The sequence below is a fragment of the Pseudomonas sp. Gutcm_11s genome, assembly GCF_028649395.1.
In the GTDB taxonomy this organism is placed as follows: domain Bacteria; phylum Pseudomonadota; class Gammaproteobacteria; order Pseudomonadales; family Pseudomonadaceae; genus Aquipseudomonas.
Map to the genome: position 1 here is coordinate 322,435 of NZ_JAQSUW010000011.1, position 25,708 is coordinate 348,142.

General features: G+C 64.5%; 29 protein-coding genes. 19 read left to right on the forward strand and 10 right to left on the reverse strand.

What is annotated here, in order from left to right; translation table 11 throughout:
* The first annotated feature begins 170 nt into the window (after positions 1-170).
* Together PTT45_RS08355 and PTT45_RS08360 are read left to right on the forward strand one after the other, a co-directional pair.
* Positions 171-842: a response regulator gene (locus PTT45_RS08355; RefSeq protein ID WP_273812629.1), complete on the forward strand. Its 672-nt coding sequence runs from the start codon at positions 171-173 to the stop codon at positions 840-842.
* Positions 835-2,226: a sensor histidine kinase gene (locus tag PTT45_RS08360; RefSeq protein WP_273812631.1), complete on the forward strand. Its 1,392-nt coding sequence runs from the start codon at positions 835-837 to the stop codon at positions 2,224-2,226. The genes PTT45_RS08355 and PTT45_RS08360 overlap by 8 nt, the downstream gene beginning before the upstream one ends.
* Here PTT45_RS08360 and PTT45_RS08365 read toward each other — a convergent pair.
* The 3 genes from PTT45_RS08365 to ygfZ form a co-directional block, all read right to left on the reverse strand.
* Positions 2,220-2,975, reverse strand: a complete 756-nt coding sequence (locus PTT45_RS08365; protein ID WP_273812632.1) for a substrate-binding periplasmic protein — start codon at positions 2,973-2,975, stop codon at positions 2,220-2,222. The genes PTT45_RS08360 and PTT45_RS08365 overlap by 7 nt on opposite strands.
* Before the next feature lie 141 nt (positions 2,976-3,116).
* On the reverse strand, positions 3,117-3,953 hold the full coding sequence (locus PTT45_RS08370; protein WP_273812633.1) for an HDOD domain-containing protein: 837 nt from the start codon (positions 3,951-3,953) through the stop codon (positions 3,117-3,119).
* A gap of 111 nt (positions 3,954-4,064) precedes the next feature.
* On the reverse strand, positions 4,065-5,006 hold the full coding sequence (gene ygfZ, locus PTT45_RS08375; RefSeq protein ID WP_273812634.1) for a CAF17-like 4Fe-4S cluster assembly/insertion protein YgfZ: 942 nt from the start codon (positions 5,004-5,006) through the stop codon (positions 4,065-4,067).
* Positions 5,007-5,124: 118 nt separating this feature from the next.
* Here ygfZ and PTT45_RS08380 point away from each other — a divergent pair, with 118 nt between their 5' ends.
* On the forward strand, positions 5,125-5,379 hold the full coding sequence (locus PTT45_RS08380; protein WP_273812635.1) for an FAD assembly factor SdhE: 255 nt from the start codon (positions 5,125-5,127) through the stop codon (positions 5,377-5,379).
* Positions 5,363-5,815 carry a protein YgfX gene (locus PTT45_RS08385; RefSeq protein ID WP_273812636.1) on the forward strand — a complete coding sequence of 151 codons (453 nt, stop codon included), beginning with the start codon at positions 5,363-5,365 and terminating at the stop codon, positions 5,813-5,815. The genes PTT45_RS08380 and PTT45_RS08385 overlap by 17 nt, the downstream gene beginning before the upstream one ends.
* Here the strand turns inward: PTT45_RS08385 and nadB are convergent.
* Complete coding sequence (nadB, locus tag PTT45_RS08390; protein ID WP_273812637.1) at positions 5,784-7,400, reverse strand: L-aspartate oxidase; 1,617 nt, start codon at positions 7,398-7,400, stop codon at positions 5,784-5,786. The genes PTT45_RS08385 and nadB overlap by 32 nt on opposite strands.
* A 348-nt stretch (positions 7,401-7,748) precedes the next feature.
* Between nadB and rpoE the strand changes: the two genes are divergently transcribed.
* The 11 genes from rpoE (at position 7,749) to pdxJ (ending at position 17,716) form a co-directional block, all read left to right on the forward strand.
* A complete protein-coding gene (gene rpoE, locus PTT45_RS08395; RefSeq protein WP_043309407.1) occupies positions 7,749-8,330 on the forward strand; it encodes an RNA polymerase sigma factor RpoE in 582 nt (193 codons plus the stop codon).
* A 37-nt stretch (positions 8,331-8,367) separates the two neighbouring features.
* Positions 8,368-8,952 (forward strand): sigma-E factor negative regulatory protein, encoded by a 585-nt coding sequence (locus tag PTT45_RS08400; RefSeq protein WP_273812639.1) that lies wholly within the window; start codon positions 8,368-8,370, stop codon positions 8,950-8,952.
* A gap of 8 nt (positions 8,953-8,960) precedes the next feature.
* Positions 8,961-9,905, forward strand: coding sequence for a MucB/RseB C-terminal domain-containing protein (locus PTT45_RS08405; RefSeq protein ID WP_273812640.1), 945 nt, complete (start codon positions 8,961-8,963; stop codon positions 9,903-9,905).
* Positions 9,906-10,011: 106 nt separating this feature from the next.
* Complete coding sequence (locus tag PTT45_RS08410; protein WP_273812642.1) at positions 10,012-11,439, forward strand: DegQ family serine endoprotease; 1,428 nt, start codon at positions 10,012-10,014, stop codon at positions 11,437-11,439.
* Positions 11,440-11,575: 136 nt separating this feature from the next.
* Entirely contained in the window at positions 11,576-13,375 is a 1,800-nt protein-coding gene (lepA, locus tag PTT45_RS08415) for a translation elongation factor 4 (protein WP_273812643.1), read from the forward strand.
* A 5-nt stretch (positions 13,376-13,380) separates the two neighbouring features.
* Positions 13,381-14,232: a signal peptidase I gene (lepB, locus tag PTT45_RS08420; protein ID WP_273812644.1), complete on the forward strand. Its 852-nt coding sequence runs from the start codon at positions 13,381-13,383 to the stop codon at positions 14,230-14,232.
* Positions 14,233-14,324: 92 nt separating this feature from the next.
* The gene (locus tag PTT45_RS08425) at positions 14,325-14,696 is read left to right on the forward strand and encodes a DUF4845 domain-containing protein (protein WP_273812646.1); all 372 of its coding nucleotides are present in this window, start codon (positions 14,325-14,327) and stop codon (positions 14,694-14,696) included.
* Positions 14,693-15,382 (forward strand): ribonuclease III, encoded by a 690-nt coding sequence (rnc, locus tag PTT45_RS08430; RefSeq protein WP_273812648.1) that lies wholly within the window; start codon positions 14,693-14,695, stop codon positions 15,380-15,382. The genes PTT45_RS08425 and rnc overlap by 4 nt, the downstream gene beginning before the upstream one ends.
* A complete protein-coding gene (gene era, locus PTT45_RS08435; protein WP_273812651.1) occupies positions 15,375-16,274 on the forward strand; it encodes a GTPase Era in 900 nt (299 codons plus the stop codon). The genes rnc and era overlap by 8 nt, the downstream gene beginning before the upstream one ends.
* A 4-nt stretch (positions 16,275-16,278) precedes the next feature.
* Positions 16,279-16,977, forward strand: a complete 699-nt coding sequence (gene recO, locus PTT45_RS08440; protein ID WP_273812653.1) for a DNA repair protein RecO — start codon at positions 16,279-16,281, stop codon at positions 16,975-16,977.
* On the forward strand, positions 16,970-17,716 hold the full coding sequence (gene pdxJ / locus PTT45_RS08445) for a pyridoxine 5'-phosphate synthase (RefSeq protein WP_273812654.1): 747 nt from the start codon (positions 16,970-16,972) through the stop codon (positions 17,714-17,716). Before recO ends, pdxJ begins: the two co-directional genes overlap by 8 nt.
* A gap of 50 nt (positions 17,717-17,766) precedes the next feature.
* Here pdxJ and PTT45_RS08450 read toward each other — a convergent pair whose 3' ends face one another.
* The 6 genes from PTT45_RS08450 to PTT45_RS08475 form a co-directional block, all read right to left on the reverse strand.
* Positions 17,767-18,528: a substrate-binding periplasmic protein gene (locus tag PTT45_RS08450; RefSeq protein ID WP_273812655.1), complete on the reverse strand. Its 762-nt coding sequence runs from the start codon at positions 18,526-18,528 to the stop codon at positions 17,767-17,769.
* 71 nt (positions 18,529-18,599) lie between these two features.
* On the reverse strand, positions 18,600-19,157 hold the full coding sequence (locus PTT45_RS08455) for a magnesium transporter (RefSeq protein ID WP_273812656.1): 558 nt from the start codon (positions 19,155-19,157) through the stop codon (positions 18,600-18,602).
* Between the two features lie 79 nt (positions 19,158-19,236).
* On the reverse strand, positions 19,237-20,277 hold the full coding sequence (locus PTT45_RS08460) for a GGDEF domain-containing protein (protein ID WP_273812658.1): 1,041 nt from the start codon (positions 20,275-20,277) through the stop codon (positions 19,237-19,239).
* Between the two features lie 98 nt (positions 20,278-20,375).
* Complete coding sequence (locus PTT45_RS08465) at positions 20,376-20,558, reverse strand: hypothetical protein (protein ID WP_273812660.1); 183 nt, start codon at positions 20,556-20,558, stop codon at positions 20,376-20,378.
* Between the two features lie 82 nt (positions 20,559-20,640).
* Positions 20,641-20,850: a cold-shock protein gene (locus PTT45_RS08470; RefSeq protein ID WP_043309394.1), complete on the reverse strand. Its 210-nt coding sequence runs from the start codon at positions 20,848-20,850 to the stop codon at positions 20,641-20,643.
* Between the two features lie 168 nt (positions 20,851-21,018).
* Positions 21,019-21,738: an endonuclease I family protein gene (locus tag PTT45_RS08475; RefSeq protein WP_273812661.1), complete on the reverse strand. Its 720-nt coding sequence runs from the start codon at positions 21,736-21,738 to the stop codon at positions 21,019-21,021.
* 134 nt (positions 21,739-21,872) lie between these two features.
* Here PTT45_RS08475 and PTT45_RS08480 point away from each other — a divergent pair, with 134 nt between their 5' ends.
* The 4 genes from PTT45_RS08480 to PTT45_RS08495 all read left to right on the forward strand — a co-directional run bounded on the left by PTT45_RS08480 (position 21,873) and on the right by PTT45_RS08495 (position 25,639).
* The gene (locus tag PTT45_RS08480; RefSeq protein WP_273812663.1) at positions 21,873-22,190 is read left to right on the forward strand and encodes a hypothetical protein; all 318 of its coding nucleotides are present in this window, start codon (positions 21,873-21,875) and stop codon (positions 22,188-22,190) included.
* A 94-nt stretch (positions 22,191-22,284) separates the two neighbouring features.
* The gene (locus tag PTT45_RS08485) at positions 22,285-23,064 is read left to right on the forward strand and encodes a PP2C family protein-serine/threonine phosphatase (RefSeq protein ID WP_273812664.1); all 780 of its coding nucleotides are present in this window, start codon (positions 22,285-22,287) and stop codon (positions 23,062-23,064) included.
* An 11-nt stretch (positions 23,065-23,075) separates the two neighbouring features.
* Positions 23,076-24,773 (forward strand): protein kinase domain-containing protein, encoded by a 1,698-nt coding sequence (locus tag PTT45_RS08490; protein WP_273812665.1) that lies wholly within the window; start codon positions 23,076-23,078, stop codon positions 24,771-24,773.
* An 11-nt stretch (positions 24,774-24,784) separates the two neighbouring features.
* On the forward strand, positions 24,785-25,639 hold the full coding sequence (locus tag PTT45_RS08495) for an FHA domain-containing protein (protein ID WP_273812666.1): 855 nt from the start codon (positions 24,785-24,787) through the stop codon (positions 25,637-25,639).
* Positions 25,640-25,708 lie beyond the last annotated feature (69 nt).

The following is a 25,708-nucleotide window of genomic DNA, read 5'->3' on the forward strand; positions in this document are numbered from 1 at the left end:
AACCACGCGTCCGGCACTCTGATGGGTGGTTCTTGCCACCCTGACCGCGATCCTAGGCAGCGAAGCTTTCGCCAGGCTTTCAGCGTGAAAGAAAGTCGCCACGGCCTTCACAGCGCCCGCTTGCTGGTTAAACTCGGCTGCATAACTACAAGGTCGTGGAGTGTGCTGCCGTGCGAATCCTGCTGGTCGAGGACCATCTGCCCCTGGCCGAAAGCGTGGCCCAGGCCTTGCGTGGCGCCGGCCTGACCGTCGATGTGCTGCACGACGGGGTGGCCGCCGAACATGCCCTGGCTACCGAGGACTACGCCCTGGCGGTGCTCGACGTGGGCCTGCCGCGGCGCGACGGCTTCGAGGTGCTCGCCCACCTGCGCGGCCGTGGCAAGACCCTGCCGGTGCTGATGCTGACCGCACGCGGCGAGGTGAAGGACCGCGTCCACGGCCTCAACCTGGGCGCCGACGATTACCTGGCCAAGCCCTTCGAGCTGACCGAGCTGGAGGCGCGGGTCAAGGCGCTGCTGCGCCGTAGCGTGCTCGGCGGCGAGCAGCAGCAGCGCTGCGGCGCACTGGTCTATGACCTCGGCACGCAGCGCTTCACTCTGGACGAGCAGCCACTGACCCTGACCTCCCGCGAGCAGGCCGTGCTGCAGGCGCTGATCGCCCGGCCGGGGCGGGTAATGAGCAAGGAACAGCTGGCCGACCAGGTGTTCGGCTTGGACGAGGAGGCCAGCCCGGACGCCATCGAGATCTATATCCATCGCCTGCGCAAGAAGCTCGAGGGCGCGGCGGTGCGCATCGTCACCTTCCGTGGCCTGGGCTACCTGCTGGAAGCCGTCAGTGAGTGAGTTCGGTGCCGGCAGCCTGCGTGGCCGGCTGCTGCGACGCCTGGCCGCGCTGCTGGCCATTCCGCTGCTGATCGGCAGCCTGAGCGCCTATTGGAACGGCCGGCATGCGGCCGACGCGGCCTACGACCGTACTCTGCTGGCCTCGGCCCGGGCCATTGCCGACGGCCTCTACACCGAGGAAGGCAAGCTGCGCGCCGACGTGCCCTATGTGGCGCTGGACCCCTTCGCCTACGACCTCGAGGGGCGCATCTTCTATGAGGTCAGCGACCTCGACGGGCACCTGGTGTCGGGCTACGAAGGCCTGCCGGACCCGCCATCCGAGACGCCACGGACCGACGACTACCCGGCGCTGGCGCGTTTCTACGATGGCGAGTTCGATGGTGTCGGAGTGCGCGTGGTCAGCCTGCTGCAGCCCGTCTCCGAGCCGGGGATGAATGGCATCGCCGAGATCCGCGTGGCCGAGACCGACATTGCACGGGTACGCATGGCCCAGGGCCTGCTGCTCGACACCCTGTGGCGCATGGGCCTGCTGGCGCTGGTCAGCCTGGCCCTGGTGTGGCTGGCGGTGAGTGCCGCGCTGCGCCCGCTGGAGCGCCTGCGCTCGGCGGTGGAGGAACGCCAGCCGGATGACCTGGACCCGCTGCCGATGGTGCAGGTGCAGGACGAGCTGCGCCCGCTGGTGGCCTCGCTCAACCACTTCACCGAGCGCCTGCGCCAGCAGTTCGAGCGCCAGGCGCAGTTCATCGCTGACGCCTCCCACGAATTGCGTACGCCGCTGGCCGCGCTCAAGGCGCGTATCGAACTGGGCCTGCGCGAGCGTGAACCCGAGCGCTGGTACAGCACGCTGGAGAAGGCCGCGCAGAGCACCGACCGCCTGACCCATCTTTCCAACCAGCTGCTGTCGCTGGCGCGCATTGAACGTGCGGCGCGGGCCGTCGCCGAGGGTGGTGCGGGGCGCCTGGACCTGACCCCGCTGGCTCGCGAGCTAGGCATGGCCCTGGCGCCGCTGGCGCACCAGCGAGGCGTCACTCTGGCGCTGGAGGCGGACGCCGAGGTCTGGCTGCGCGGCGAGCCGATGCTGCTGCACGAGCTGATCTACAACCTGGTGGACAACGCGCTGGTGCACACGCCGGGCGGCAACGTGGTGGTGCGCGTGCTGACGCCGGCGCTGCTGGAGGTGGAGGACGACGGGCCTGGCATTCCGGCGGAGGAGCGTGAGCGGGTGTTCGAGCGCTTCTATCGCAGCAATGCCCAGGGCACCGGGGCAGGACTCGGGCTGGCGATCGTCGGCGAGATCTGCCGCGCGCACCGCGCCGAGATCGAGCTGGGACAGGGCGCGCTGGGTGGGCTGCTGGTGCGGGTGACTTTCCCGCCGGCTCAGTAGGCCAGGCTCAGCGGCTGCTGCACTTCCAGCAGGTACTGGCTGACCTTGCCGCTGTCCTGCAGGGCCTTGAGGCCGCGGTTGAACTGGGCGATGCGTTCGGCATTGCCCGGTACCTGGCGGGAGAGCATCAGGTGCAGGCTGTCGCTGCGTAGCGGCAGGGGGTGGAAGGACAGTTGCGCGCGCTCGGCGCGGCTGAACTTGCTGTGCAGCATGTCGAAGGCCACCACCTTGTCCATCGGCAGCACGTCGATGCGGCCGGCCAGCAGCATGCGCATCGCCTGTTCCTCGTTGCTCAGGCGCTTCACCCGGATCAGACCATCGCTCTCGGCACTCTGGAAGTCCGGGCCATAGTCGTAGTTGATGGCGCCGCCCACGCGCAGGGTGGCTAGGTCTTTCGCGGCGGCCCAGTCGAAGGGGTGGTCCTTGCGATGGAACAGGTGATAGCTGCTTTCCACCACTGCATCGCTGACGAAGAACGCCTCATCGCGCTCGGGGCTGCGCAGCCATACGGCACTGCCGTCGCTCTTGCCCAGTTCGGCGTTGTGCAGGGCGCGAGCCCAGGGGTAGAACTCCCAGGTGACCTGCACGCCTTCGAGGGCGAAGGCCTCTTCGACGATGCGCGAGGCAACGCCGTGGTGTGGCAGGTCCTGGCCGAGGTAGGGGCTCCATTCGCCGTTGGTCAGGCGAATCTCGTCGGCGGTGGCGGCAAGCGGGAGGAGCAGAGTGAACAGCAGCGACAACAAGCGCATGGCACGTTTCCTTCCCCTGAGCTGAGCGGTACGGAGCCAATTCCATTGGCTCCGCGGCGTACGGCTTCTATCGCCGCCCGCTATCAAGCGGTAGCAGGCATGCTGGCAGTCTAGTCAGGATGGACTCGGCATGCTGCGAGTTTATTGCAGCATGCTGGCAGCGGCCTCCATGGCGGCGGAGAGGTCTTCGTCTGCCTGCATGTCGACGTTCGGGTCGAGGCCGAGCTTGGCAAAGGCGTGAACCTGGCTCCAGTCCAGCTGGGTGTAAGGGTGCTCGCTACCCAGGTAGCTCTGCAGGGTGGCGACCTGGACGATGTCCACGTAATCGACCTTGGCCGAGTTGCGGCTGAAGTCCAGGTACTGGCCGGGGACCATGGCGATCGGCTCGGGGAACTCCCAGGCACGCAGGATCTTGTCGCCGATGATCGGATGAATCTTCTCGATCACGTGGTTGAGGCTGATCGAGTCGGCCAGCAGCGCGTTGTTCTCTTCGGCGTAGGTCAGGATCGGCAGTACGCCGATCTGGTGGACCAGGCCGGCGAGGGTGGCCTGGTCGGGCAGCAGGCGAGTGTAGTGGCGGCACAGCACGTGGCAGATGCCGGCGATCTCGGTGCTCTTGTTCCACACTTCGCGCATCTTGCGGTCGACCACGTCGCTGGTGGCCTGGAACATCTGTTCCATGGCCAGGCCGGTGGCCAGGTTGCAGGTGTAGTTGATGCCGAGGCGGCTGACTGCCATCTGCAGGTCGGTGATTTCCTTGCTGGTGCGCAGCAGCGGGCTGTTCACCACCTTGATGATGCGCGCGGTCAGCGCCGCGTCGTTGCCGATGACCTTGCTCAGGGCAGGAATGCTGATGTTCGGATCTTCCGCCGCCTCACGCACCTTGAGCGCCACCTCCGGCAGGGTAGGCAGCACCAGCTCGTCGTTCTCGATGGCGTGGATCAGTTCTTCCTGGACTTTTTCGGCAAGCTTGCTCATTTCGGTTCTCGGGTCGCTCGGCTGCTTCAGTTTAGGCTCTGCAGCGGCCATTGTTCAGGTATGCCCCGGGTTGTACCGCGTTTGCCCCGGAGCACGCATCAGCTTTTTGATTCAGCGCTGGATTTCGCGATCTGCGTCCAGCTGGTAAGGCAATTCGAGCAGCGTCAGGGCGGGGCCGTCGGCGCTGCCCAAGTGGATGCGGCCATCGCTCTTGGCGTCTTCCTGCAGCACGGCCAGCAGCTCGCTGCCTTGCTCGGACTGGGCCGCCAGCACGACTTCGCCGACGCTGGAGCCATGCACTGGGGAGAACAGTTCGGTCCCGATGCCGGGTAGCTCATCGGCCTGCAGACTCAGGCGCTGCAGGCGGCGCTTGAGTTTGCCGAGGTACTGCATGCGCGCGACGATCTCCTGGCCGGTGTAGCAGCCCTTCTTGAAGCTGACGCCGCCGACCGCTTGCAGGTTGATCATCTGCGGGATGAACAGCTCGCGGGTGGCGCCGAACACCTGGCCGATGCCAGCGCGGACCTGGCCGAGCAGCCAGTCGTTGAGTGGCGCCTCGCGCAGCTGCGCAGCCAGTTGGCCACGCAGGCGCTCGGCCTGATCCGCTGGCGCCCAGAGCTCGGCGTGGCCGCCAGGCAGGCGAATGGCGATTAGACCATCGCCGCGCGCCACGCTATCGGCGTCCTGCGGCAGATCCAGGCCCAGGGCGAGCAGGGCGCTATCGCCGCCGGACAGGCCGAAACGCACCCAGCTGGCGGATTCGTCAGCGAGGGTCGACTTGGAGAACACCGCGTATTTCTTCAGGTCCGCCAGCTGCGCTTCGAACAGCTCGCTGGCCAGTGCCAGCAGGTAGCCGTCGCCATCCTGCAGGATGCGGAAGCTAGAGATCATGCGGCCCTTGGGCGTGCAGCGCGCGCCGAGGCTGGATGTCCGTTCGTCGAGATAATTGAGGTTGCAGGTGAGCTGGCCCTGGAGGAACTTGGCGGCGTCCGGGCCACGCACGGCGAGCAGGGATTCGTGATTCAGCGGGGTGAAGAAGGCGGAGTCGGCCATGGGCGATCGCAGGTCAAAAAGTCAGGGCGTCATCATAGAGGCCGCCCGGCGCCTTGTCAGCGGGTGCCGAGCGCGCGTCGCGCCGTTATACTGCGCCCCTTTGCACAGGAGCCGCTGTATGGCCGACGCTACCGAACTGAACCGACTCTTCTGGCACAGCCGCCGCGGCATGCTGGAGCTGGACGTGTTGCTGGTGCCCTTCGTCAAGGAGGTCTATGCCAGCCTGGATGCCGAGGATCAGGCGCGCTACCGCAAGCTGCTGGAGTGCGAGGATCAGGACATGTTCGGCTGGTTCATGCAGCGCGGTGAGCCGGAAGATGCCGATCTGCGGCACATCGTTCGCATGATCCTGGATCGTGTCCAGCCGAAGTGATGCCTTCGAATGCCACTGGCAGGCCTCGCGCCTGCTGCTGGCGATCTACCTGTCGGCGCTGTCCCTGGCGCTGATCACCCTGTTTCTCATCGAACTACCGCTCTGGGCCGCCCTGATCGGCGCATGCGCCTGCCTGCTGCATGCCGCCTGGGCATTGCCGCGTCAGGTGCTGCTGAATCATCCCCGTGCCTTTACCGGCCTGCGTCGCGACGAGAGTGGCTGGCAGCTGTTCAGCAGGTGTGATGGCTGGCAGCCCGTGCAGCTGCGCCCGGACAGCCTGGCACTGCCGCTGGTCGTGGTGTTGCGCTTTCGTCTGGTCGGCGAGTGGCGGGTGCGCGGTCTGTGCATCCCGAGAGATGCGTTGCCGCGCGACATGCACCGGCGGCTGCGGGTGCGCCTGAGGTTCAGCCGGCGTAGGTGGGCGGCGCCAGAATAGTGTCGTGGGCCTCCGGCAGCATGTCCGGATAGTCCAGGGTGTAGTGCAGGCCGCGGCTCTCGCGGCGCAGCATGGCCGACTCGATCATCAGCTCGGCGACCTGGGCCAGGTTACGCAGCTCGATCAGGTCGCGGCTGACCTTGTAGTTGGAATAGAACTCGTCGATCTCGTCCAGCAGCAGACGCACGCGGTGCTGGGCGCGCTGCAGGCGCTTGTTGGTGCGCACGATGCCGACGTAGTCCCACATGAATCGCCGCAGTTCGTCCCAGTTGTGCGCGATGATCACGTCCTCGTCGGAGTCGGTGACCTGGCTGGCGTCCCAGGTCGGCAGGTTCTGGGGCATCGGTACCCGGTCCAGCTGGGCGACGATGTCCTCGACCGCTGAGCGCGCGTAGACGAAACACTCGAGCAGAGAGTTGCTGGCCATGCGGTTGGCACCATGCAGGCCGGTGAAGCTGGTCTCGCCGATGGCATACAGGCCGGGTACGTCGGTGTGCCCATGGCGGTCGACGACTACGCCGCCACAGGTGTAGTGCGCCGCCGGCACCACCGGGATGGGCTGGCGGGTGATGTCGATGCCGAACTGCAGGCAGCGCTCGTAGACGGTGGGGAAGTGCGCCTTCACGAACTCGGCCGGCTGGTGGCTGATGTCCAGGTACACGCAGTCCACGCCCAGGCGCTTCATCTCATGGTCGATGGCGCGGGCGACGATGTCGCGCGGGGCCAGCTCTTCGCGTGCGTCGAAGCGCGCCATGAAGCGCTCGCCATTGGGCAGCTTGAGGTGCGCGCCTTCGCCGCGCAGGGCCTCGGTGACCAGGAAGCTCTTGGCCTGCGGGTGGTACAGGCAGGTCGGGTGGAACTGGTTGAATTCCAGGTTGCCGACCCGGCAGCCAGCGCGCCAGGCCATGGCGATGCCGTCGCCGCTGGCCCCGTCCGGGTTGCTGGTATAGAGGTAGACCTTGGCCGCACCGCCGGTGGCGAGAATCACGAAGCGTGCGTGGTAGGTGTCGACTTCGCCGCTGTTGCGGTTGAGCACGTAGGCCCCGACGCAGCGCTCACCCTGCAGGCCCAGTTTGCGCTCGGTGATCAGGTCTACCGCCACGCGCTGCTCCTGCAATTCGATGTTGGCGCGCTTGCGGGTCTGTTGCAGTAGGGTGTTGAAGATCGCCGCGCCGGTGGCGTCGGCGGCGTGGATGATGCGCCGGTGGCTGTGGCCGCCTTCGCGGGTGAGGTGGAACTCGAAGCCGCCGTCCTCGCGGTCCTGTTCCTCGTCACGGGTGAAGGGCACGCCTTGCTCGATCAGCCACTGGATGGCCTCGCGGCTGTGCTCTACGGTGAAACGCACGGCATCTTCGCGGCACAGGCCGCCACCGGCATTGAGCGTGTCGGCAACGTGCGACTCCACGGTGTCGGCATCGTCCAGCACTGCCGCCACGCCGCCCTGGGCCCAGTAGGTGGAGCCATTGGCCAGGTCGCCCTTGCTGAGCACGGCAATGCGCAGGTGCTCGGGCAGGGTCAGGGCCAGGGTCAGGCCGGCAGCGCCACTGCCGATGACCAGGACGTCGTGCTGATAGTGTTGGCTCATCTACTGCTGCTTCCGCGGGGGAGTCGAAATGGCGGCGCCTAGTATATAGAGGGGGTGGCCGGCACAATAGCTAGGCTTATGACGTACTGATGCGCTCTGGAACTTTCTTAGTCGTTCAAGTTCCAACGACAGTTGCCGGAACTGCCGGTCGTATGACTGCGGCAGTGGTATCGGATCGGATTATTCGAGCAGCGTTCCAGCGGGACGCTGCAATGTGTGCGAGAGCCATGCATGGCTCTGCGCAGTGCTTATTCGGAGGGGAGAACTTTTGCACAACGCCCGAGTCTATCTTGGCAGATCGACAGACTGGTCGGCGCAGATCCCCTCCAGAACGGACGAGGAGTATTCATGCTAGCCCAGGAAGACGATCAGCAGTTGGTCGAGCGGGTGCAGCGCGGCGACAAGCGTGCATTCGACCTGTTGGTACTCAAGTACCAGCACAAGATTCTCGGCCTGGTAGTGCGTTTCGTTCATGACAGCCATGAGGCCCAGGATGTGGCGCAGGAAGCGTTCATCAAGGCCTATCGTGCGCTGGGTAATTTTCGCGGTGACAGCGCTTTCTATACCTGGCTGTACCGCATCGCCATCAACACGGCGAAGAATTACCTGGTATCGCGCGGCCGGAGGCCGCCGGACAGTGACGTCAGCGCCGAGGATGCGGAGTTCTACGACGGCGATCATGCACTCAAGGATATCGAGTCACCGGAACGTTCCATGCTGCGGGATGAGATCGAGTCCACTGTGCACCGGACCATCCAGCAGCTACCGGAGGACTTGCGTACGGCATTAACCCTGCGCGAATTCGACGGTCTGAGTTACGAGGACATTGCCAGCGTCATGCAGTGCCCGGTCGGTACTGTGCGCTCCCGGATCTTCCGGGCTCGTGAGGCCATAGACAAAGCCCTGCAGCCGCTGCTGCAGGAAGCCTGAATGTGAGACAGCGGCGACAGCCAAGAGAGGAAACACCATGAGTCGTGAAGCCCTGCAGGAATCGCTGTCCGCGGTGATGGATAACGAAGCGGACGAACTGGAGTTGCGTCGAGTGCTGGCGGCTGCTGGCGACGATGCCCAATTGCGAGGCACCTGGTCGCGCTACCAGATCGCTCGCGCCGTGATGCATAAAGAGTTGCTGGAGCCGCGCCTGGATATCGCTGCTGCCGTCTCTGCCGCGCTGGCCGATGAGGCTTTGCCCACTCCGGCTGCCAGCAAGGGCCCGTGGCGCATGGTCGGGCGTGTGGCGGTAGCTGCGTCGGTGACTCTGGCAGTGCTGGCCGGCGTGCGCTTCTACAATCAGGACGAACTGACCGGTGCGCAAATGGCGCAGCAGGTACAGCCGAGCCTGACCCTGCCTCAGGTGCAAGGTCCGGCGGTGCTGGCGGGCTACACCGAGTCGTCGGCTACGCCGTTGCAGCAGAGTGCCGAGCGGGCCAGTTCCGGCTGGCACGAGCAGCGCCTGCCGTCGTACCTGCGTCAGCATGCACAGCAGGCCGCTGCCACCGGTGCCGATTCCGCCCTGCCATACGCCCGGGCCGCTAGTCTGGAAAATCGCTGAGAGGGTACATGCGCGTCATCCCCTTAATCGCATTACTCGGCAGCTGTCTGGCTTTGCCAGTGCAGGCTGCCGAGACTTGGTTGCAGCGATTGGCCCAGGCTGATCGGCAGAGTTTTCAGGGTACTTTCGTCTACGAGCGCAATGGCAGCTTCTCCACTCACGGCATCTGGCATCGAGGTGGTGCGGATGGTGTGACGGAGCGCCTGCTGCAGCTCGATGGTCCGCAGCAAGAAGTGCTGAGTGTCAATGGCAAGCCGCAGTGCATGAGTGGTGCACTGGCCGAGCAGGCTGTGGACGTGCAATGGCCTGCGCGTGATCTGAACGCCGCTCAGCTGGAGCAGCGCTACGACATGCGTGTGCTGGGCCATTCGCGCGTGGCCGGGCGTGCAGCCACCGTGCTGGCGCTGATCCCGCGCGATCAGCACCGTTACGCTTTCGAACTGCATCTGGACGACGAGACTGCATTGCCGCTCAAGTCGTTGCTGATCAGCGAAAAGGGGCAGCTGCTGGAGCGCTTCCAGTTCGTCAGCCTGAATCTGATCGACAAGTTCGACGAGGCCGCATTGCGGCCGGGCGACGAGTGCAAGCCGGTCAGCTTCAGCCAGGTGGCCGAGCTGCCGGAGGCCTGGAAGGCTGGCTGGGTGCCGCCCGGCTTCGAACTCAGTCAGGCGCTCCAGCGCCACAGTCCGGCCTCCGCCGACCCGGTGGCCTGCCTGCTCTACGGTGATGGGCTGGCGCGCTTCACAGTGTTCCTCGAGCCATTGCACGGCGCTCGTGTCGAGGATGCCCGCAGCCAGCTCGGTCCGACCGCGGTGGTGTCCCGGCGCATGAGCACTGCTGACGGCGACATGATGGTTACGGTAGTAGGTGAGATCCCCTTGGGTACCGCTGAGCGGGTTGCCCTATCGATGCAGACGCAGACAGCTGCGACCGTCGAGAGCACGGCGCAGTGAGCAGTCGTTTACATGGGCCGGCTCCGGGCGGTTGATAGCCCTGAGCCGGCCTTGCTGTATCTGCTACACAATCTTTTGATCTTCTGAGTGGATGGAGCTGAAGTCGATGCTTAGCCTGAAATCCTCGTTGTCCGGTCTTTTCGCGTTGTTGCTGCTGGGGCAAGTGTCCCTGGCTCGTGCCGAGCTGCCCGAGTTCACCGAACTGGTGGAGGAGGCCTCGCCGGCCGTGGTGAACATCAGTACGCGGCAGAACCTGTCGCAGCGGGAAGTGGCTGCCCAGGGGCAGGTGCCCGATCTGGAGGGGCTGCCGCCGATGTTCCGGGAATTCTTCGAGCGCAACATTCCGCAGATGCCCCGCAGCCCAGGCGGCGGGCGCCAACGCGAGGCGCAGTCTCTTGGCTCTGGTTTCATCATCTCGGATGACGGCTATGTGCTGACCAACAATCATGTGGTGGCGGATGCGGACGAGATCATCGTGCGTCTGTCTGATCGCAGCGAATTGGAAGCCAAGCTGATTGGCGCCGACCCACGCACCGACGTGGCACTGCTCAAGGTCGAAGGGAAGGGCCTGCCCACCGTCAAGCTGGGCAAATCGCAGAAGCTGAAGGTCGGCGAGTGGGTGCTGGCGATTGGCTCGCCGTTCGGCTTCGATCATTCGGTGACGGCCGGCATCGTCTCGGCCAAGGGCCGCAGCCTGCCGAACGAGAGCTATGTGCCGTTCATCCAGACCGATGTAGCGATCAACCCGGGCAACTCCGGCGGTCCGCTGTTCAACCTGGATGGTGAAGTGGTCGGGATCAACTCGCAGATCTTCACCCGCTCCGGTGGCTTCATGGGGCTGTCCTTTGCCATCCCGATCGATGTGGCCATGGATGTGGCGAATCAGCTGAAGAGCGAAGGCAAGGTCAGCCGCGGCTGGCTGGGCGTGGTGATTCAGGAAGTGAACAAGGATCTGGCCGAATCGTTCGGACTGGATAAGCCGGCGGGGGCTCTGGTGGCCCAGGTGCTGGAAGATGGCCCGGCGGCCAAGGGCGGCCTACAGGTGGGCGATGTGATCCTCAGCCTCAACGGCCAGCCGATCATCATGTCTGCGGACCTGCCGCATCTGGTCGGGGCGCTCAAGCCCGGGGATCAGGCTTCTCTGGAGGTCGTGCGCGAGGGTGAGCGCAAGACCCTCAAGCTGGCCATCGGTGCATTGCCTGAGGATGGTGACGAGGCGGTTGCCACGGGTGATGCGGCGGGCGTAGAGCGCAGCAGCAATCGCCTCGGCGTTTCTGTGACCGAACTGACCGCAGAGCAGAAAAAAGCCTTCGATCTGCGCGGCGGAGTGGTGATTCGTGAAGTGCAGAGCGGTCCGGCGGCGCTGATCGGCCTGCGCCCAGGCGATGTCGTGACGCACCTGAACAACCAGGCCATCGATTCGGCTGCCACCTTTGCCAAGGTAGCCAAGTCCCTGCCGGTCAATCGTTCCGTGTCCATGCGCGTACTGCGCCAGGGGCGTGCCAGCTTCATTACCTTCAAACTGGCCGAGTAAGGCGGGTTGTTGGCGAAAAGGGCGGCTGCGGCCGCCCTTTTCATGCCTGCTCGTGACGGGTCAGTCGCCGATCAGGTAGAATCCCCGGCTATTTTTCGGCGGGCAGCCTGCCTGCGGCTTTTTCGAGTGTTGATCCGTGAGTGACCTGAGTCATATCCGCAATTTCTCCATCATCGCCCACATCGATCATGGCAAGTCGACCCTGGCCGACCGCTTCATCCAGATCTGTGGCGGCTTGTCCGATCGCGAGATGGAGGCCCAGGTCCTCGACTCCATGGATCTTGAGCGTGAGCGTGGCATCACCATCAAGGCCCACAGCGTAACCCTGCACTACCCGGCGCAGGACGGTAAGACCTACCAGCTGAACTTCATCGATACCCCCGGTCACGTCGACTTCACCTACGAGGTGAGCCGCTCCCTGGCCGCCTGCGAGGGTGCGATTCTGGTAGTCGACGCCGGTCAGGGCGTCGAAGCCCAGTCCGTGGCCAACTGCTACACCGCCATCGAGCAGGGCCTCGAGGTCATGCCGGTGCTGAACAAGATGGACCTGCCCCAGGCCGAGCCTGAACGGGTCAAAGACGAGATCGAGCACATCATCGGCATTGATGCCACCGACGCGGTGCCTTGCAGCGCCAAGAGCGGCATGGGCGTGATCGATGTGCTGGAGCGTCTGGTCCAGGTGATCCCGCCGCCGGAAGGTGACATCGAAGCGCCGTTGCAGGCCCTGATCATCGATTCCTGGTTCGACAACTATCTGGGCATTGTTTCCCTGGTTCGGGTCAAGAATGGCCGGATGAAGAAGGGCGACAAGATCCTGGTCAAGTCCACCGGCAAGACGCACCAGATCGACAGCGTTGGCGTGTTCACCCCGAAGCACACCGAGACCGCCGACCTCAAGGCCGGCGAAGTGGGCTTCGTGATTGCCGGTATCAAGGATATCCACGGTGCCCCGGTGGGCGACACCCTGACCCTGTCCAATACCCCGGACGTGGATGTGCTGCCGGGCTTCAAGCGCATCAAGCCGCAGGTATACGCCGGCCTGTTCCCGGTCAGCTCCGACGACTTCGAGGACTTCCGCGAAGCCCTACAGAAGCTGACCCTGAACGATGCTGCGCTGCAGTACGAGCCTGAGAGCTCCGACGCTCTGGGCTTCGGTTTCCGTATCGGCTTCCTCGGCATGCTGCACATGGAGATCATCCAGGAGCGCTTGGAGCGCGAGTACGACCTGGACCTGATCACCACGGCGCCGACGGTAATCTTCGAAGTCGAGATGAAGAACGGCGAGACGCTGTCCGTCGACAACCCGTCCAAACTGCCCGATCCGGCCGGCATCCTCGATATGCGCGAGCCGATCGTGCGGGCCAACATCCTGGTGCCGCAGGAGCACCTGGGTAACGTCATCACCCTGTGCATCGAGAAGCGCGGCGTGCAGCGCGATCTGCAGTTCCTCAGCAGTCAGGTACAGGTTTCCTACGACCTGCCGATGAACGAAGTGGTGCTCGACTTCTTCGACCGCCTGAAGTCGGTGAGCCGTGGCTATGCCTCGCTGGACTACAGCTTCGACCGCTTCCAGTCGGCCAACCTGGTGCGCCTGGATGTGATGATCAACGGCGAGAAGGTCGACGCCCTGGCGCTCATCGTTCACCGTGACCGTGCCCACCAGAAGGGCCGGGTGCTGACCGAGAAGATGAAAGAGCTGATCCCGCGGCAGATGTTCGACGTGGCGATCCAGGCGGCCATCGGTGGCCAGATCATCGCCCGGACCACGGTCAAGGCGCTGCGCAAGAACGTATTGGCCAAGTGCTACGGTGGCGACGTCAGCCGTAAGAAGAAGCTGCTGGAGAAGCAGAAGGCCGGTAAGAAACGGATGAAACAGGTAGGCAGCGTGGAAATCCCGCAGGAAGCCTTCCTCGCCGTACTCAAAGTGGATAGCTGATCCCTATGTCGTTCAATTTCCCGCTGATTCTGGTTATTGCCGTCGCAGTCTGCGGCGTGCTGGCTCTGATTGACCTGCTGCTCCTGGCGCCACGGCGCCGGGTGGCGATCGCGGCCTACGAAGGCCAGGTCGGTCAGCCGGACGAGCTGGTGCTCCAGCGCCTGAACAAGGAGCCGCTGCTGGTCGAGTACGGCAAGTCGTTCTTCCCGGTGCTGGCCATTGTGCTGGTGCTGCGCTCCTTCCTGCTGGAGCCATTCCAGATTCCCTCCGGCTCGATGAAGCCGACGCTGGAGGTGGGTGATTTCATCCTGGTCAACAAGTTCGCCTATGGCATTCGTCTGCCGGTGGTCGACACCAAGGTTGTCGAGGTGGGTGATCCGCAGCGTGGCGATGTCATGGTGTTCCGCTATCCGAGTAATCCCAGCATCAATTACATCAAGCGAGTGGTGGGGTTGCCGGGTGACAAGATCAGCTACAGCGCAGACAAGCGCCTGCTGGTGAATGGCAAGTCGGTCGCCGAAGAGTTTTTTGGCGAGGAGCCGGGCTCTCTGGGGCGCACGCTGGTGTACCGGGAGAAGCTGGGCGAGGCCGAACACCTCATTCGCAAGCAGTTGCACCGCAACGTGCGCCCGGGTGACGAGTGGGTTGTGCCGCAAGGGCACTACTTCATGATGGGCGATAACCGCGACGACTCCAACGACAGTCGCTACTGGCAGGACGCGAACATTCCCATGGAAGAATGGGGCATGGTTCCGGATCGCAACATCGTCGGCAAAGCCTTTGCCGTATGGATGAGCTGGCCCGATCCCAAGCTGCGCAGTTTGCCGAACTTCTCTCGCGTCGGCCTGATTCGCTGAGTTGCCGAATTTGCGAGGCGCTGTTCAACCGAGCAGCGCCTGCTTATATATAGTCGTGGGCTTCACAATAACTCTGATAAATGGGGTCGATCATGAGATTTGCGCGCTCGCAGAAGGGCATGTCGTTGCTGGGCTGGATCGTAACGCTTGCTGTATTGGCTTTTCTTGCCAGCACGGCTTTCAAGTTGTTCCCGCATTACATGGATTACTACGCCCTGCAGAAAATCATTACCAAGACTGAGAGCGAACCTGCTCAGATCAGATCGGTTCGAGACTTCTACGATCACATTCAGAAAGGAATGGGCGTCAATAGCATTCGACTGAATCTAAAAGAAGCGCTGGAGATCAAGCAGGAGAATGACCTGTTTCTTCTGCACCTCAAGTACGAGAAGCGTGAACACCTGATCGAGAACCTCGATCTCGTAGCCACCTTTGATAAAGAATTCCGAATCCGTCCCCAGTGAGCCAATCTCTCTCCCGCCTTGAGCGCAAGCTCGGCCATACCTTCCAGAATCAGGAGCTGATGCTCCTGGCTCTGACTCACCGCAGTTTTGCCGGGCGTAACAATGAGCGCTTGGAGTTCCTCGGCGATGCCATCCTCAACTTCGTCGCCGGTGAGGCGCTGTTCGAGCGTTTCCCGCAGGCGCGCGAGGGGCAACTCTCACGCCTGCGTGCGCGTCTTGTGAAGGGTGAGACCTTGGCCATACTGGCTCGGGGCTTCGAGCTGGGTGAATACTTGCGTTTGGGATCGGGAGAGTTGAAGAGCGGCGGTTTTCGCCGTGAGTCCATCCTGGCCGACGCCCTCGAGGCGTTGATCGGCGCCATCTATCTGGACGCCGGCATGGATGTCGCGCGCCAGCGTGTACTGGACTGGCTGACCAACGAGTTGGAGAGCCTGACGTTGGTGGACACCAACAAGGATCCCAAGACCCGTCTGCAGGAGTTCCTTCAGTCGCGCGCCGCCGAGCTGCCGCGATATGAGGTGGTGGATATCCAGGGTGAGCCGCATTGCCGGACCTTTTTCGTGCAGTGCGAGGTCGCTCTGCTTACCGACAAGACCCAGGGGCACGGCGCCAGCCGGCGTATTGCCGAGCAGGTGGCCGCTGCCGCCGCGCTGATAGCTCTGGGCGTGGAGAACAGCCATGACTGATACCCCAACTCGCTGTGGCTATGTCGCCATCGTCGGCCGCCCCAATGTGGGCAAGTCGACCCTGCTCAACCATATCCTCGGGCAGAAGCTGGCGATCACCTCGCGCAAGCCGCAGACCACCCGCCACAACATGCTCGGCATCAAGACCGAGGGTGAAGTGCAGGCCGTCTACGTCGATACCCCGGGTCTGCACAAGCACAACGACAAAGCGCTCAACCGCTACATGAATCGCAGTGCCTCGACCGCCCTCAAGGATGTCGACGTGGTGGTGTTCGTGGTCGACCGTACCCGCTGGACCGACGAGGACCAGATGGTGCTGGAGAAAGTCCAGTACGTGCAGTGTCCGATCCTGCTGGCGGTCAACAAGGCCGACCGTCTGGAAGACAAGAGCGAGCTGCTGCCGCACCTGGAGTGGTTGGCCACCCAGCTGCCGCAGGCCGAGGTGGTGCCGATTTCGGCGCTGCACGGGCAGAACCTCGACACGCTGGAACGCCTGGTTGGCGAGCGCCTGCCGGAGTCCGAGCACTTCTTCCCGGAAGACCAGATCACCGACCGCTCCAGCCGCTTCCTTGCCGCGGAGCTGATCCGCGAGAAGATCATGCGCCAGCTCGGTGCCGAGCTGCCGTACCAGATCACCGTGGAAATCGAAGAGTTCAAGCAGGAAGGCCGCATTCTGCACATCCACGGCCTGATCCTGGTGGAGCGCGACGGGCAGAAGAAAATCATCATCGGCGACAAGGGTGAGCGCATCAAACGCATCGGCCAGGATGCGCGCAAGGACATGGAGACCATGTTCGACTCCAAGGTGATGCTCAATCTCTGGGTCAAGGTGAAGGGCGGCTGGTCCGACGACGAGCGGGCGCTGCGCTCCCTGGGCTACACCGACTTCTGACCCCATGCTCACCGGCGCGCTTCCGGCTTTCGTCCTGCACAGCCGGCCCTACAAGGAAACCAGCGCGCTGGTCGACTTCCTCACTCCCGAGGGGCGGCTGCGTGCTGTGCTGCGCGGCGCGCGTGGCAAGGCCGGCAGCCTGGCGCGGCCATTTGCCCCGCTGGAGCTGGAGCTGCGAGGGCGCGGCGAGCTGAAGAACGTCGGCCGCCTGGAGGCCGCTGGTCTCGCCACCTGGCTGCAGGGGCAGACGCTGTATAGCGGCCTCTACCTCAACGAACTGCTGCTGCGCCTGCTGCCCGCCGAGGACGCCCATCCCGCGCTGTTCGAGCACTATGCCCTGACCCTGCAGGCATTGGCCGCCAATCCGCCGCTGGAACCATTGCTGCGCGCCTTCGAATGGCGCCTGCTGGACGAGCTGGGCTATGGTTTCGCCCTGCATATCGATATCGCCGGGCGGCCCATTGCCGCCGAGGGCCTGTACCGTCTGCAGCCGGACGCTGGCCTGGAGCAGGTGGGGCAGTTGCAGCCTGGTCTGTTCCAGGGCTCCGATCTGCTGGCCATGGCCGAGGCGGACTGGTCGTCCCCCGGTGCCTTGGCTGCGGCCAAACGCCTGATGCGCCAGGCCCTGGCTCCTCATCTGGGCGGTCGACCTCTGGTCAGCCGCGAACTCTTCATGACTCTCAAGGAATCTGCCCGTGACTGAAGCCAACCGCATCCTCCTCGGCGTCAACATCGACCATGTCGCGACCCTGCGCCAGGCTCGTGGTACCCGCTATCCCGATCCGGTCAAGGCGGCCCTGGATGCAGAGGAGGCCGGTGCCGATGGCATCACCGTGCACCTGCGCGAGGATCGCCGGCACATCCAGGAGCGCGACGTGCGCCTGCTCAAGGAGGTGCTGCAGACGCGCATGAACTTCGAGATGGGCGTCACCGACTTCATGCTCGACTTCGCCGAGCAGATCCGCCCCGAGCACATCTGCCTGGTGCCGGAGACCCGCCAGGAGCTGACTACCGAAGGCGGTCTGGACGTGGCGGGGCAGGAGGAGCGCATCAAGGCAGCGGTGCAGCGCCTGGCCAAGCTGGGCTGCGAGGTGTCGCTGTTCATCGATGCCGAGGAGCGGCAGATCGAGGCGGCTCGGCGCATCGGCGCCCCGGCCATCGAGCTGCATACCGGCCGTTACGCCGATGCGCATACCCCGGAAGAGGCCGCCCGCGAGTTGGCGCGTATCCGCGATGGCGTCGCCTGCGGGCTGGCCCACGGCCTGATCGTCAACGCCGGTCATGGCCTGCACTACCACAACGTCGAGCCGGTGGCCGCGATTGCCGGTGTGCACGAGCTGAATATCGGTCACGCCATCGTCGCCCATGCCTTGTTCGTCGGTTTCAAGGGCGCGGTGGCAGAGATGAAGCAGCTGATAATCGACGCAGCCAATCGCGGCTGACAGTTATTTCGCGGGTAGCCTGTTTCCCTAGAAGGAGCGGGCTATCGAGCCTAGCGCCCGCTCAGTGCATGTTTGCGGTGGGCCTCGATGATGCGCGCATACTCGCCACTTTCCTGCAGCTGACGCAGGGCGCTGTCGAATTGATCGATCAGCTGCTGGGCGTCGCTGCGATTGCGCGGCACCAGCAGGTGCAGGCTGCTACTGCCGACGCTACCGCGAGAGATATTGAAGCTGGCGCTGCCAGTACCTGACAGGAAGATGGCGCGCTCCCCGAGCAGACTGTCGGCGATGAAGAAGTCGTCGCGGCCCATCTCGACCAGCCTGGCGCAAGCCGTGAGATCCTGGGGTTCGTGCAGGTGCAACTGTCCGGCTTCCAGCAGCCTGGCGAAGGACGCTGGGGGTTGCCAGCCCAGTGGCAGGCACATGCGTTTGCCCATCAGTCGCGCGCTATCGTCGGGCTCCCATGCATCTCCAGCCCGGCTGAACAGGTGCCGGGTGGTGACATACAGCGGCGTCGAGAACAGGTAATCCGCCTCGCGTTCGCCGCTCGCCAGATAGGGGTAGGTGGCATCGAACTGCCCCTTGAGCGCAGCCCGGTAGCCGCGCTTCCATGGCAGCCACGCCAGGCTGGTCTGGTGCCCTGCCTGCTGCAGTGTTCGTTGCACGAGCTCGGTCAGCATGCCGCCTGCCGGCAGGCTTTGCCCGGTAAACGGCGCATAGTCGTCACCGGTCACCAGTCTGACCTGGGCGGCGCTGGCCACGCCGGCGAACAGCAGGCCGGCGACCAGGGGCAGAAGCAGGCGAATCATCATGGGTGCGCAGGGACGCCTTGAAGGTGCGATGGGTGGCCGGTCGCACATTCTAATCCTGTGCACCCGACAACTCACATCATGCGGCGGAACTGATGCCAGCGATGTTGCAGGGCAACGGCCCAATCCGGGCTGGCCTGGCCGGTTCCGGCCAGTTCGAGATCGGGGTGATAAGCCACGACCTGGTGAAGGATCGGCTCCTGCGCCGGGCTGACATCGACGAAGAACAGGTGCTTGCCCTCGTGCAGGCGGTCGGCGAATGAGCGGAAGGCGCTATTGGGATGCTGCATGCCAAACAGGCTGCCCTCCCAGATGCTGAAGCCGAGCAGTACCGCTGCGAGGAACATGAACGGCACCCAGCCTGCCGCAGTCGTTGCCCACTCGTTTAGCCAGGCCAATAGCAGGACCAGCGCTGCCAGAGCGATGCCGACCAGGCTGCCGATCGAGCCGGAGTGAACCACGTCCTGCTTGAGGATCGACGGTACCTCGTGCAGGTGCTGGTGCTGGGCCACCTCGGCGTCCCGCTCACTGAGCACATGGATCTGCTCGTTGTTGATACCGCGGGCTTCCAGCTCGCCTTCCAGTTGCTCGAGATCGTCTAGGTTGTCGCTGATGTAGTAATGCCGATTCATGGCACACCTCCCATCTTCTGCGCATCGGTCCCCCGGCCGAGCGATGGCTCAGGCCGACATTGGCCTGATTACATTTTAGTCAGTGGCTGGGCGCCAGGTCGCTGACTGCCGGACGGTCGATGATGGTGCGGTCGCGTCCGGCGCTCTTGGCCTGGTACAGGCACTGGTCGGCGCGTTGCAGCCAGTGGCTCCAGGGCTCTTCAGCGCGCAGCATGGCGCCGCCGATGGACATGGTGACCGGGCCTCCGGGCCCGCGCAGGCTGTCACGTACCGTGTGCAGCAGGTGCTGCGCGGCGGCTTCCAGCCCCGCCAGGTCGGTATCAGGCAGGAGCAGGAGGAACTCTTCGCCGCCGAAGCGGAACAGGCGATCCTCGTGGCGCGAGGAGCTCTTTATCAGCTTCACGTAGTCGATCAGCACCTGGTCGCCGGCCTGGTGGCCGTGCTGGTCGTTGATCTGCTTGAAGTGGTCCAGGTCCATGGCCAGCACGCCGTAGCTGCGGCCATGGCGGCGCCGGCTGGACACCGCGATCTTCAGCTCTTCGTTCATCGCCCGGCGATTACCGGCGCCGGTCAGTGGGTCCTGGATGGTCAGCGCCTGCAGCTGGTCGCGCTGAGTGCGGGTGCGGTAGGCAAAGATGAAGGTGAGCACGCCGGCCATGCCGTTGGTCACCAGGAAGGAGACCATCTGGTAGTGGCTCTCGAACACGCTGCCGGGTATCCACAGGGCGTGGCCGACCAGGCCGGCTAGCACCAGCAGGGTGGCGATAATGGCTTTGCCAGGGGTGACCATGAAGAAATTGAAGAGGATCAGCGGGTAGATCCAGAACAGGCCGTTGACGCCCAGGTTGATGGCGATCAGCGTGGCGCTGATGGTGAACACGCCAGCCAGATACAGGCCGGGCTTTTCCGTGTCACCGGTGCGCCAGGCGTAGATCACGGCGAAGAGCGTGGACAGCACGATGACGCTGTCGGCGATGCCCACCAGGAAGTTGCCGTGGGTCAGTCGGTAGGCCGCATAGGGCGTGATGCCTAGCACGCCGATGATGCCCATCAGGGTGATGATGGACAGCTGAAAGTCGTTGCGCAGTCGCTTGAACATCAGCGCGGCTCCCCGGCTCATGGCTCTTTATCGTTCTTATGAGCCAAGGATGCAGGGCTTTGTTCAGATCGGCAAGGAACTGTTAGGCAAAGTGCCAGTATGCCGGTCGGGTGTCGCCTTTACTTCTTGCTGATCACGATGTGGCGGCTGGGAGTGCTCCAGGACTGGCCACTGACGCCTTTGGCGATCTGCTGGATCTCACCACCGGAGTTGAGGAAGGCGGCTATCTGGGCGTCCAGGGACTCGCTGGTGGCTACGGCCGCTTGCGGTTTGGGCTGCTGAATGGCTTTCTTGGTGCTCATGGAATTCCTCTGGCGGCTGACAAAATTGCAGGGATAAAAAAACCGGCCCTGAGGCCGGTTCTTTGCGGCGAGGTACCGGTCGTTAGATGACCTGTACTTCGTCGGCTTGCATGCCTTTCTGACCCTGAACGGCGATGAAGGAAACCTTCTGGCCTTCTTTCAGGCTTTTGAAGCCAGCGCTCTGGATCGAACGGTAGTGAACGAACAGGTCGGCGCCGCTTTCCGGGGTGATGAAGCCGAAGCCTTTCTCATCGTTGAACCACTTGACGGTGCCAGTTTGACGTGCGGACATGGAATATCTCCTTGAACAAAGTGAACACAGCGTTGGAAATGCCCAAGGCCATGACTGAGTGCAAAGAGTAAAGAAACCGAGGTAGGTTGGACCGAGATCTAAACCGGTCGATTTGCGGTGACACATGCAGCACAGTGCGGATACCGTACAGGCAAAGCTCCGATTTTCCTAATCATTTCTGCGTTTTCCGGTAAGTGGTCTCGGGCAGGCACGTAGGTCTACGTTGCCGACAAAGGGGTTGCTCCAGCCCATCACGCAGGCGATACGCTGGTTGCGCTGACGCTCCCAGGGTTCGATCGGGTAGTTTCGGCTCCAGGCCTCGAACAGCTGGCGTTCCTGTTTCGACAGGCGCAGTCCGTAGCGCTGGCTCATGTAGAAGTAGGTGCGGGCGATCATTCCGCGCACCTTGGGCCTGGGCATCGCCTTGCCGGCCTTGAAATCCACCACCATCGGGCAGGCGCCATACTGGCTGGGTTGCTGCGGCAGCCAGGCGAAGGGCAGGTTGCTGCGGTCGCCGTTGACCTCGCCGATGCTCGGCACCAGGTTGAACAGATCGGCTTCGGCGCGGCGGAAGGTCTCGTCGCTGCGCGCACAGTGCTTGCGCCCACCCTCTTGCCAGCAGCGCCGCTGGTGGCCGATGACCCAGGCTGGCACCAGGTGCTCCCACTCGATGCGCGCCGCCCGCTGCGGATTCTTGCGCGGCTGGTAGCCGCAGCTCTTCAGGTCGACCCGATTGCCGCTGTAGCGGCAGCCGCAGTAGAACTCCACCGATTGTTTGGCGTACAGCTGCCAGGCGACTTTCTTAGCCTCGGCGAAGGTGCGGGGTGGTTCGGCGAGAGAGGGTAGGGCGAAGCAGCAGAGCAACAGCAGGGCACAGCGCAGGGGCATGGATACGGCATCCCGGAAAAGCGCCGCATGATAGCGACGTTATCCGCGCTGCCAATCGTGGCAGCTGGCCAGGACTATTGCGTCGTGGCGAGCGCGCGTAGCATCGAAGGTGAATGAACGAGAGGAGAGCCGCCATGCGCAGCATGATCTTGCTGAGCGTCCTGCTCAGCGGCCTGGCGATGGCCGGTGAGCCGGCGCGCCAGCCCATCCCCATCGAATACGTCAGCCCTGGCGCTTCCGGCAGCGTCAGTTCGTCCAGCCGCAGCCAGAGCTACGACGTCTACGGCGGGCACGCGGTGCCCGGACAGGGCTATGGCCGCGAGGTGCAGATCCAGGGCGGCTCCAGCGTACGCCAGAGCGGCGGCATCCGGCAGAGCATCGAGTATCCCAGTGGCATCGAGGTGCAGCGCTATCCGGGGAGCAGCGACTACGAGATACAGCGCAACCGCTGACGACTGCTTAACAGTTCGCGTGCTTCGGGCTGACAGCCTCGGCACGGCGCAGCATCATGCACGCCAGTGCAGATTTGGAAGGTAAGCAACAGCCATGTCGATGCAGTCCCTGGGGTTCGCGGCGCAGAGCGTCGCGGGTCGGGTTCGCGGGCATAACGAGGACGCCGTGTTGTGCCGGCCCGAGCTCGGTCTCTGGGCCGTGGCCGATGGCATGGGCGGGCACCAGTGCGGCGAGGTCGCCAGTGCGCTGGCCTTGGAGACCCTGCACCAGTCCGTCGTCGCCGGCAGTGATCTGGCCAACGCCATCCACAGTGCCCACCAGGCGATCCTCGGCGCTACCCAGGCAGAGGCCGGGCGGCCCATGGGCAGTACCGTGGTGGCCGCGCATTTTTCCGGTGCCGACTTCGAGGTGGCCTGGATCGGCGACAGCCGCGCCTATCGCATCAGCCTGGAGGGCATCGCCCGCCTGACCCGCGACCACAGCTGGGTGCAGGCGATGATCGATGCCGGCGAGCTGAGCATCGAGGACGCGCGGGTGCATCCGCGGCGCAACATCGTCACCCAGTGCCTGGGGCAGGGCGAGCAGGTCCTCGAGGTCGGCCGTGTACAGGGCAGCCTGGCACCCGGAGAGCTGCTGCTGCTGTGCAGCGATGGCCTGACCGGCGAGCTGAGCGATGAGCAGATCCAGCAGGTGTGTGCCGGCGCGGCGACGCTCGATGTGCTGGTCGAGGAGCTGATAGGGCTGGCCAATCAGCTGGGCGGCAAGGACAATATCAGCTGCATAGTATTGGGGCGCCGCCTGGACCAATCGACGAAGATCGACGCCAAGCCTCGCAACTTCCTTAGCCGTTGGCTCAACTCCCGCAAGCACTGATCGACCACCTCATGAGCACCACTCTGCTTGAAATTCCCGGCTACCGGGTTCATGGCCAACTGGGCAAGGGCGGCATGGCCGAAGTGTTCCTGGCCACCCAGGAATCGCTGAGCCGCAAGGTGGCGATCAAGGTGCTGCACAGCGCCGAGGACGAGGCCTTCAGCCAGCGCTTCGTCAGGGAGGCGCACATAGTCGCCTCGCTCAATCATCCGTCGATCATCACCATCCACGACATCGACCGCCTGGACGACGGCCGTTACTACCTGGCCATGGAGTTCCTGCCCGGTGGCGACCTGGCGCGGCACAAGGGTGAGCTGTTTGCCCCCGAACGGGCCCTGCAGATCGTGCGGCAGATCGCCAGCGGCCTGGCCGTGGTTCACGACAAGGGCCTGGTGCACCGTGACGTGAAGCCGGCCAACGTGCTGTTCCGTGCCGACGGCACCGCGGTGCTCACCGACTTCGGCGTGGCCAAGGACCTGGACATCGATAGCGAGCTGACCCAGTTCGGCATCGCCGTCGGCAGCCCGGCCTACAGCAGTCCGGAGCAGGCCCAGTGCCAGCCTCTGGATGCGCGCAGCGACATCTACAGCCTGGGCGTGATCCTTCTGGAGATGCTCACCGGCAGCAATCCCTACCGCGGCGGCAACTACACCCAGACCGTGGTCAACCACGTGCAGATGGAGCCGCCACCCCTGCCGGACAGCCTCGGTGCCTTCCGTGGCGTGCTGTCGCGCATGCTGGCCAAGGCGCCCGACGAGCGCTTCGCCGATTGCCGCGCGTTGCTCGCCGCCCTCGACGAGGTGGAGCTCAGCGACCTGGACGAAACCCAGATTCGCCCGGCGCTGACATTGCCCGAAGCGGCCGCACCGGCGCCCGTCGCGCCGCGCAAGCGCCGCTCGAACATGCCGCTGCTGGTGGTGCTGAGCGTGCTGGTGCTGATCGGCACCCTGACTTCCGCCGGCCTGTACATCAAGCAGCAGCGGGAGATTGCCGCGTTGCTGGACCAGGCCGAGCAGCGCTTCGCCGCCGGCCAGCTGATCGAGCCGGCACAGGACAGCGCCGAGCAGTACTTCAACCAGGTGCTGGCCATCGACGACGACAACGACGCTGCCCTGGCCGGCCTGCAGCGCATCCGCGAGGCACGCATCAAGGTCCTCACCGACCTCGCCGAGCAGCGCCTGGCCGACGGCCTACTGACCGAGCCGGCGGAAGACAGCGCCGATTACTACTACCGCCAGGCCCTGGCCATCGATCCGCAGCACGCGGGCGTGCTCGCCGGCCTGCAGAAGGTGCTGCAGGCGCGCATCGCACGCTACCTGGAGCTGGCCGAGCAGAGCATCGCCGACAAGCGCCTGCTGCTGCCCGCAGAGGACAGCGCGGTGTACTACTACCAGCAGATCCTCGGCTGGGCGCCGGACAACGCCGATGCCCTGGCCGGCCTCAACAGCGTAGCGCTGCTGTACCGCGACCTGGCTCGCACGGCCTACCGGCGCAGCGACTTCCCCGGCGCGCTGGCGATGATCGAGCGTGGCCTGGAGGCCGAGCCGCAGAGTCCGGAGCTGCTGCAGATGCAGGGCGAGCACCAGCAACTGCTGGCCGACGCCCGCGCGGCCAATGCCCGCGCCGCTGCCGACAGGGCGGCCCGCGAGGAACGCGAGCGCAACAACAACCCGATCAAACGCGCCTGGAACAACATCTTCGGTCAGTAGGACCCACACCCATGCTCAAGCTGCATTTCAAGGACGGCCGCCAGGCGCCCATCTGGCTGGTCGAGGAACGCTTCACCGTGGGTCAGGACCGGCGTAACAACCTGGTCCTGGAAGACGCCGGGATCGGCGCCTTCCACGCCGAAATCCGCCAGGACAACGGTCACTACTACCTGAGTGACTGCGACAGCGAGCTGGGTACCTTCGTCAACGACGAGCGCATCGCCAGCCGCTACCAGCTGCGCGCCGACGACTGCGTGCGCCTGGGCGAGGTCGAGCTGCTGCTGAGTGACCCGGGCAAGGCCAAGCCGCGCGCCGAGGCCGGCCAGCGCTGGTTCCTGCAGGTGGTCCAGGGCGAGCACGAGGGCAAGAAGTTCCACGTCAGCGGCTCGATGACCTTCGGCCGCTCGGTCAAGTGCGAGCTGTGCTTCAGCGACGCCCAGCTGTCGCGCCGCCACTGCGAGTTCTTCCTGCGCGACGAGGTGCTGGAGGTCAAGGACCTGGCCTCGGCCAACGGCCTGCTGGTCAACGGCGAGAAGACCGAGGCCGCGGTGCTCAAGCCCGGTGACCAGGTGCGCATGGGCTCGGTGACGCTGCTGGTGATCGGACCCAAGGTCGAGGCCCAGGTGGCAGAGGAGGAGAGCGAGGACGCCACAGTGTTCGTGCGCGCTGTCGATCTGCCCAAGCCGCAGGCCAAGCCACGCCCGGCCAGCGCCGGCGCCGCAACGGTCAACCCGCTGCATGCCGCTGCCCAGGCGCAGGCCGCGCCGGCGTCGGCCGCCACGTCTGGAAGCCCGGCCCTGGGCATCGGCCTGGTGGTCGTGGCCCTGCTGGTGCTGGGTGGCCTGGCCGCTGCCGTACTACTTTGATGCCCGATCGGTGAGTGCCGCTGGCGCGGTCTGACAGTGCTCGCCGGCGTTGCCGGGGTTAGCCTTGGT

Bases quoted from the DNA above. Each gene is read 5' to 3' on its own strand.
- era (WP_273812651.1), top strand. From the start codon at position 15,375: ATGACTGATACCCCAACTCGCTGTGGCTATGTCGCCATCGTCGGCCGC.
- PTT45_RS08490 (WP_273812665.1), top strand. From the start codon at position 23,076: ATGAGCACCACTCTGCTTGAAATTCCCGGCTACCGGGTTCATGGCCAA.
- PTT45_RS08365 (WP_273812632.1), bottom strand. From the start codon at position 2,975: ATGCGCTTGTTGTCGCTGCTGTTCACTCTGCTCCTCCCGCTTGCCGCC.
- PTT45_RS08405 (WP_273812640.1), top strand. From the start codon at position 8,961: ATGCGCGTCATCCCCTTAATCGCATTACTCGGCAGCTGTCTGGCTTTG.
- PTT45_RS08480 (WP_273812663.1), top strand. From the start codon at position 21,873: ATGCGCAGCATGATCTTGCTGAGCGTCCTGCTCAGCGGCCTGGCGATG.
- PTT45_RS08460 (WP_273812658.1), bottom strand. From the start codon at position 20,277: ATGAGCCGGGGAGCCGCGCTGATGTTCAAGCGACTGCGCAACGACTTT.
- PTT45_RS08465 (WP_273812660.1), bottom strand. From the start codon at position 20,558: ATGAGCACCAAGAAAGCCATTCAGCAGCCCAAACCGCAAGCGGCCGTA.
- recO (WP_273812653.1), top strand. From the start codon at position 16,279: ATGCTCACCGGCGCGCTTCCGGCTTTCGTCCTGCACAGCCGGCCCTAC.
- PTT45_RS08450 (WP_273812655.1), bottom strand. From the start codon at position 18,528: ATGATGATTCGCCTGCTTCTGCCCCTGGTCGCCGGCCTGCTGTTCGCC.
- ygfZ (WP_273812634.1), bottom strand. From the start codon at position 5,006: ATGGCCGACTCCGCCTTCTTCACCCCGCTGAATCACGAATCCCTGCTC.
- PTT45_RS08495 (WP_273812666.1), top strand. From the start codon at position 24,785: ATGCTCAAGCTGCATTTCAAGGACGGCCGCCAGGCGCCCATCTGGCTG.
- PTT45_RS08425 (WP_273812646.1), top strand. From the start codon at position 14,325: ATGAGATTTGCGCGCTCGCAGAAGGGCATGTCGTTGCTGGGCTGGATC.
- PTT45_RS08380 (WP_273812635.1), top strand. From the start codon at position 5,125: ATGGCCGACGCTACCGAACTGAACCGACTCTTCTGGCACAGCCGCCGC.
- PTT45_RS08400 (WP_273812639.1), top strand. From the start codon at position 8,368: ATGAGTCGTGAAGCCCTGCAGGAATCGCTGTCCGCGGTGATGGATAAC.
- lepB (WP_273812644.1), top strand. From the start codon at position 13,381: ATGTCGTTCAATTTCCCGCTGATTCTGGTTATTGCCGTCGCAGTCTGC.
- PTT45_RS08470 (WP_043309394.1), bottom strand. From the start codon at position 20,850: ATGTCCGCACGTCAAACTGGCACCGTCAAGTGGTTCAACGATGAGAAA.
- PTT45_RS08410 (WP_273812642.1), top strand. From the start codon at position 10,012: ATGCTTAGCCTGAAATCCTCGTTGTCCGGTCTTTTCGCGTTGTTGCTG.
- rpoE (WP_043309407.1), top strand. From the start codon at position 7,749: ATGCTAGCCCAGGAAGACGATCAGCAGTTGGTCGAGCGGGTGCAGCGC.
- PTT45_RS08485 (WP_273812664.1), top strand. From the start codon at position 22,285: ATGTCGATGCAGTCCCTGGGGTTCGCGGCGCAGAGCGTCGCGGGTCGG.
- PTT45_RS08370 (WP_273812633.1), bottom strand. From the start codon at position 3,953: ATGAGCAAGCTTGCCGAAAAAGTCCAGGAAGAACTGATCCACGCCATC.
- PTT45_RS08455 (WP_273812656.1), bottom strand. From the start codon at position 19,157: ATGAATCGGCATTACTACATCAGCGACAACCTAGACGATCTCGAGCAA.
- PTT45_RS08475 (WP_273812661.1), bottom strand. From the start codon at position 21,738: ATGCCCCTGCGCTGTGCCCTGCTGTTGCTCTGCTGCTTCGCCCTACCC.
- nadB (WP_273812637.1), bottom strand. From the start codon at position 7,400: ATGAGCCAACACTATCAGCACGACGTCCTGGTCATCGGCAGTGGCGCT.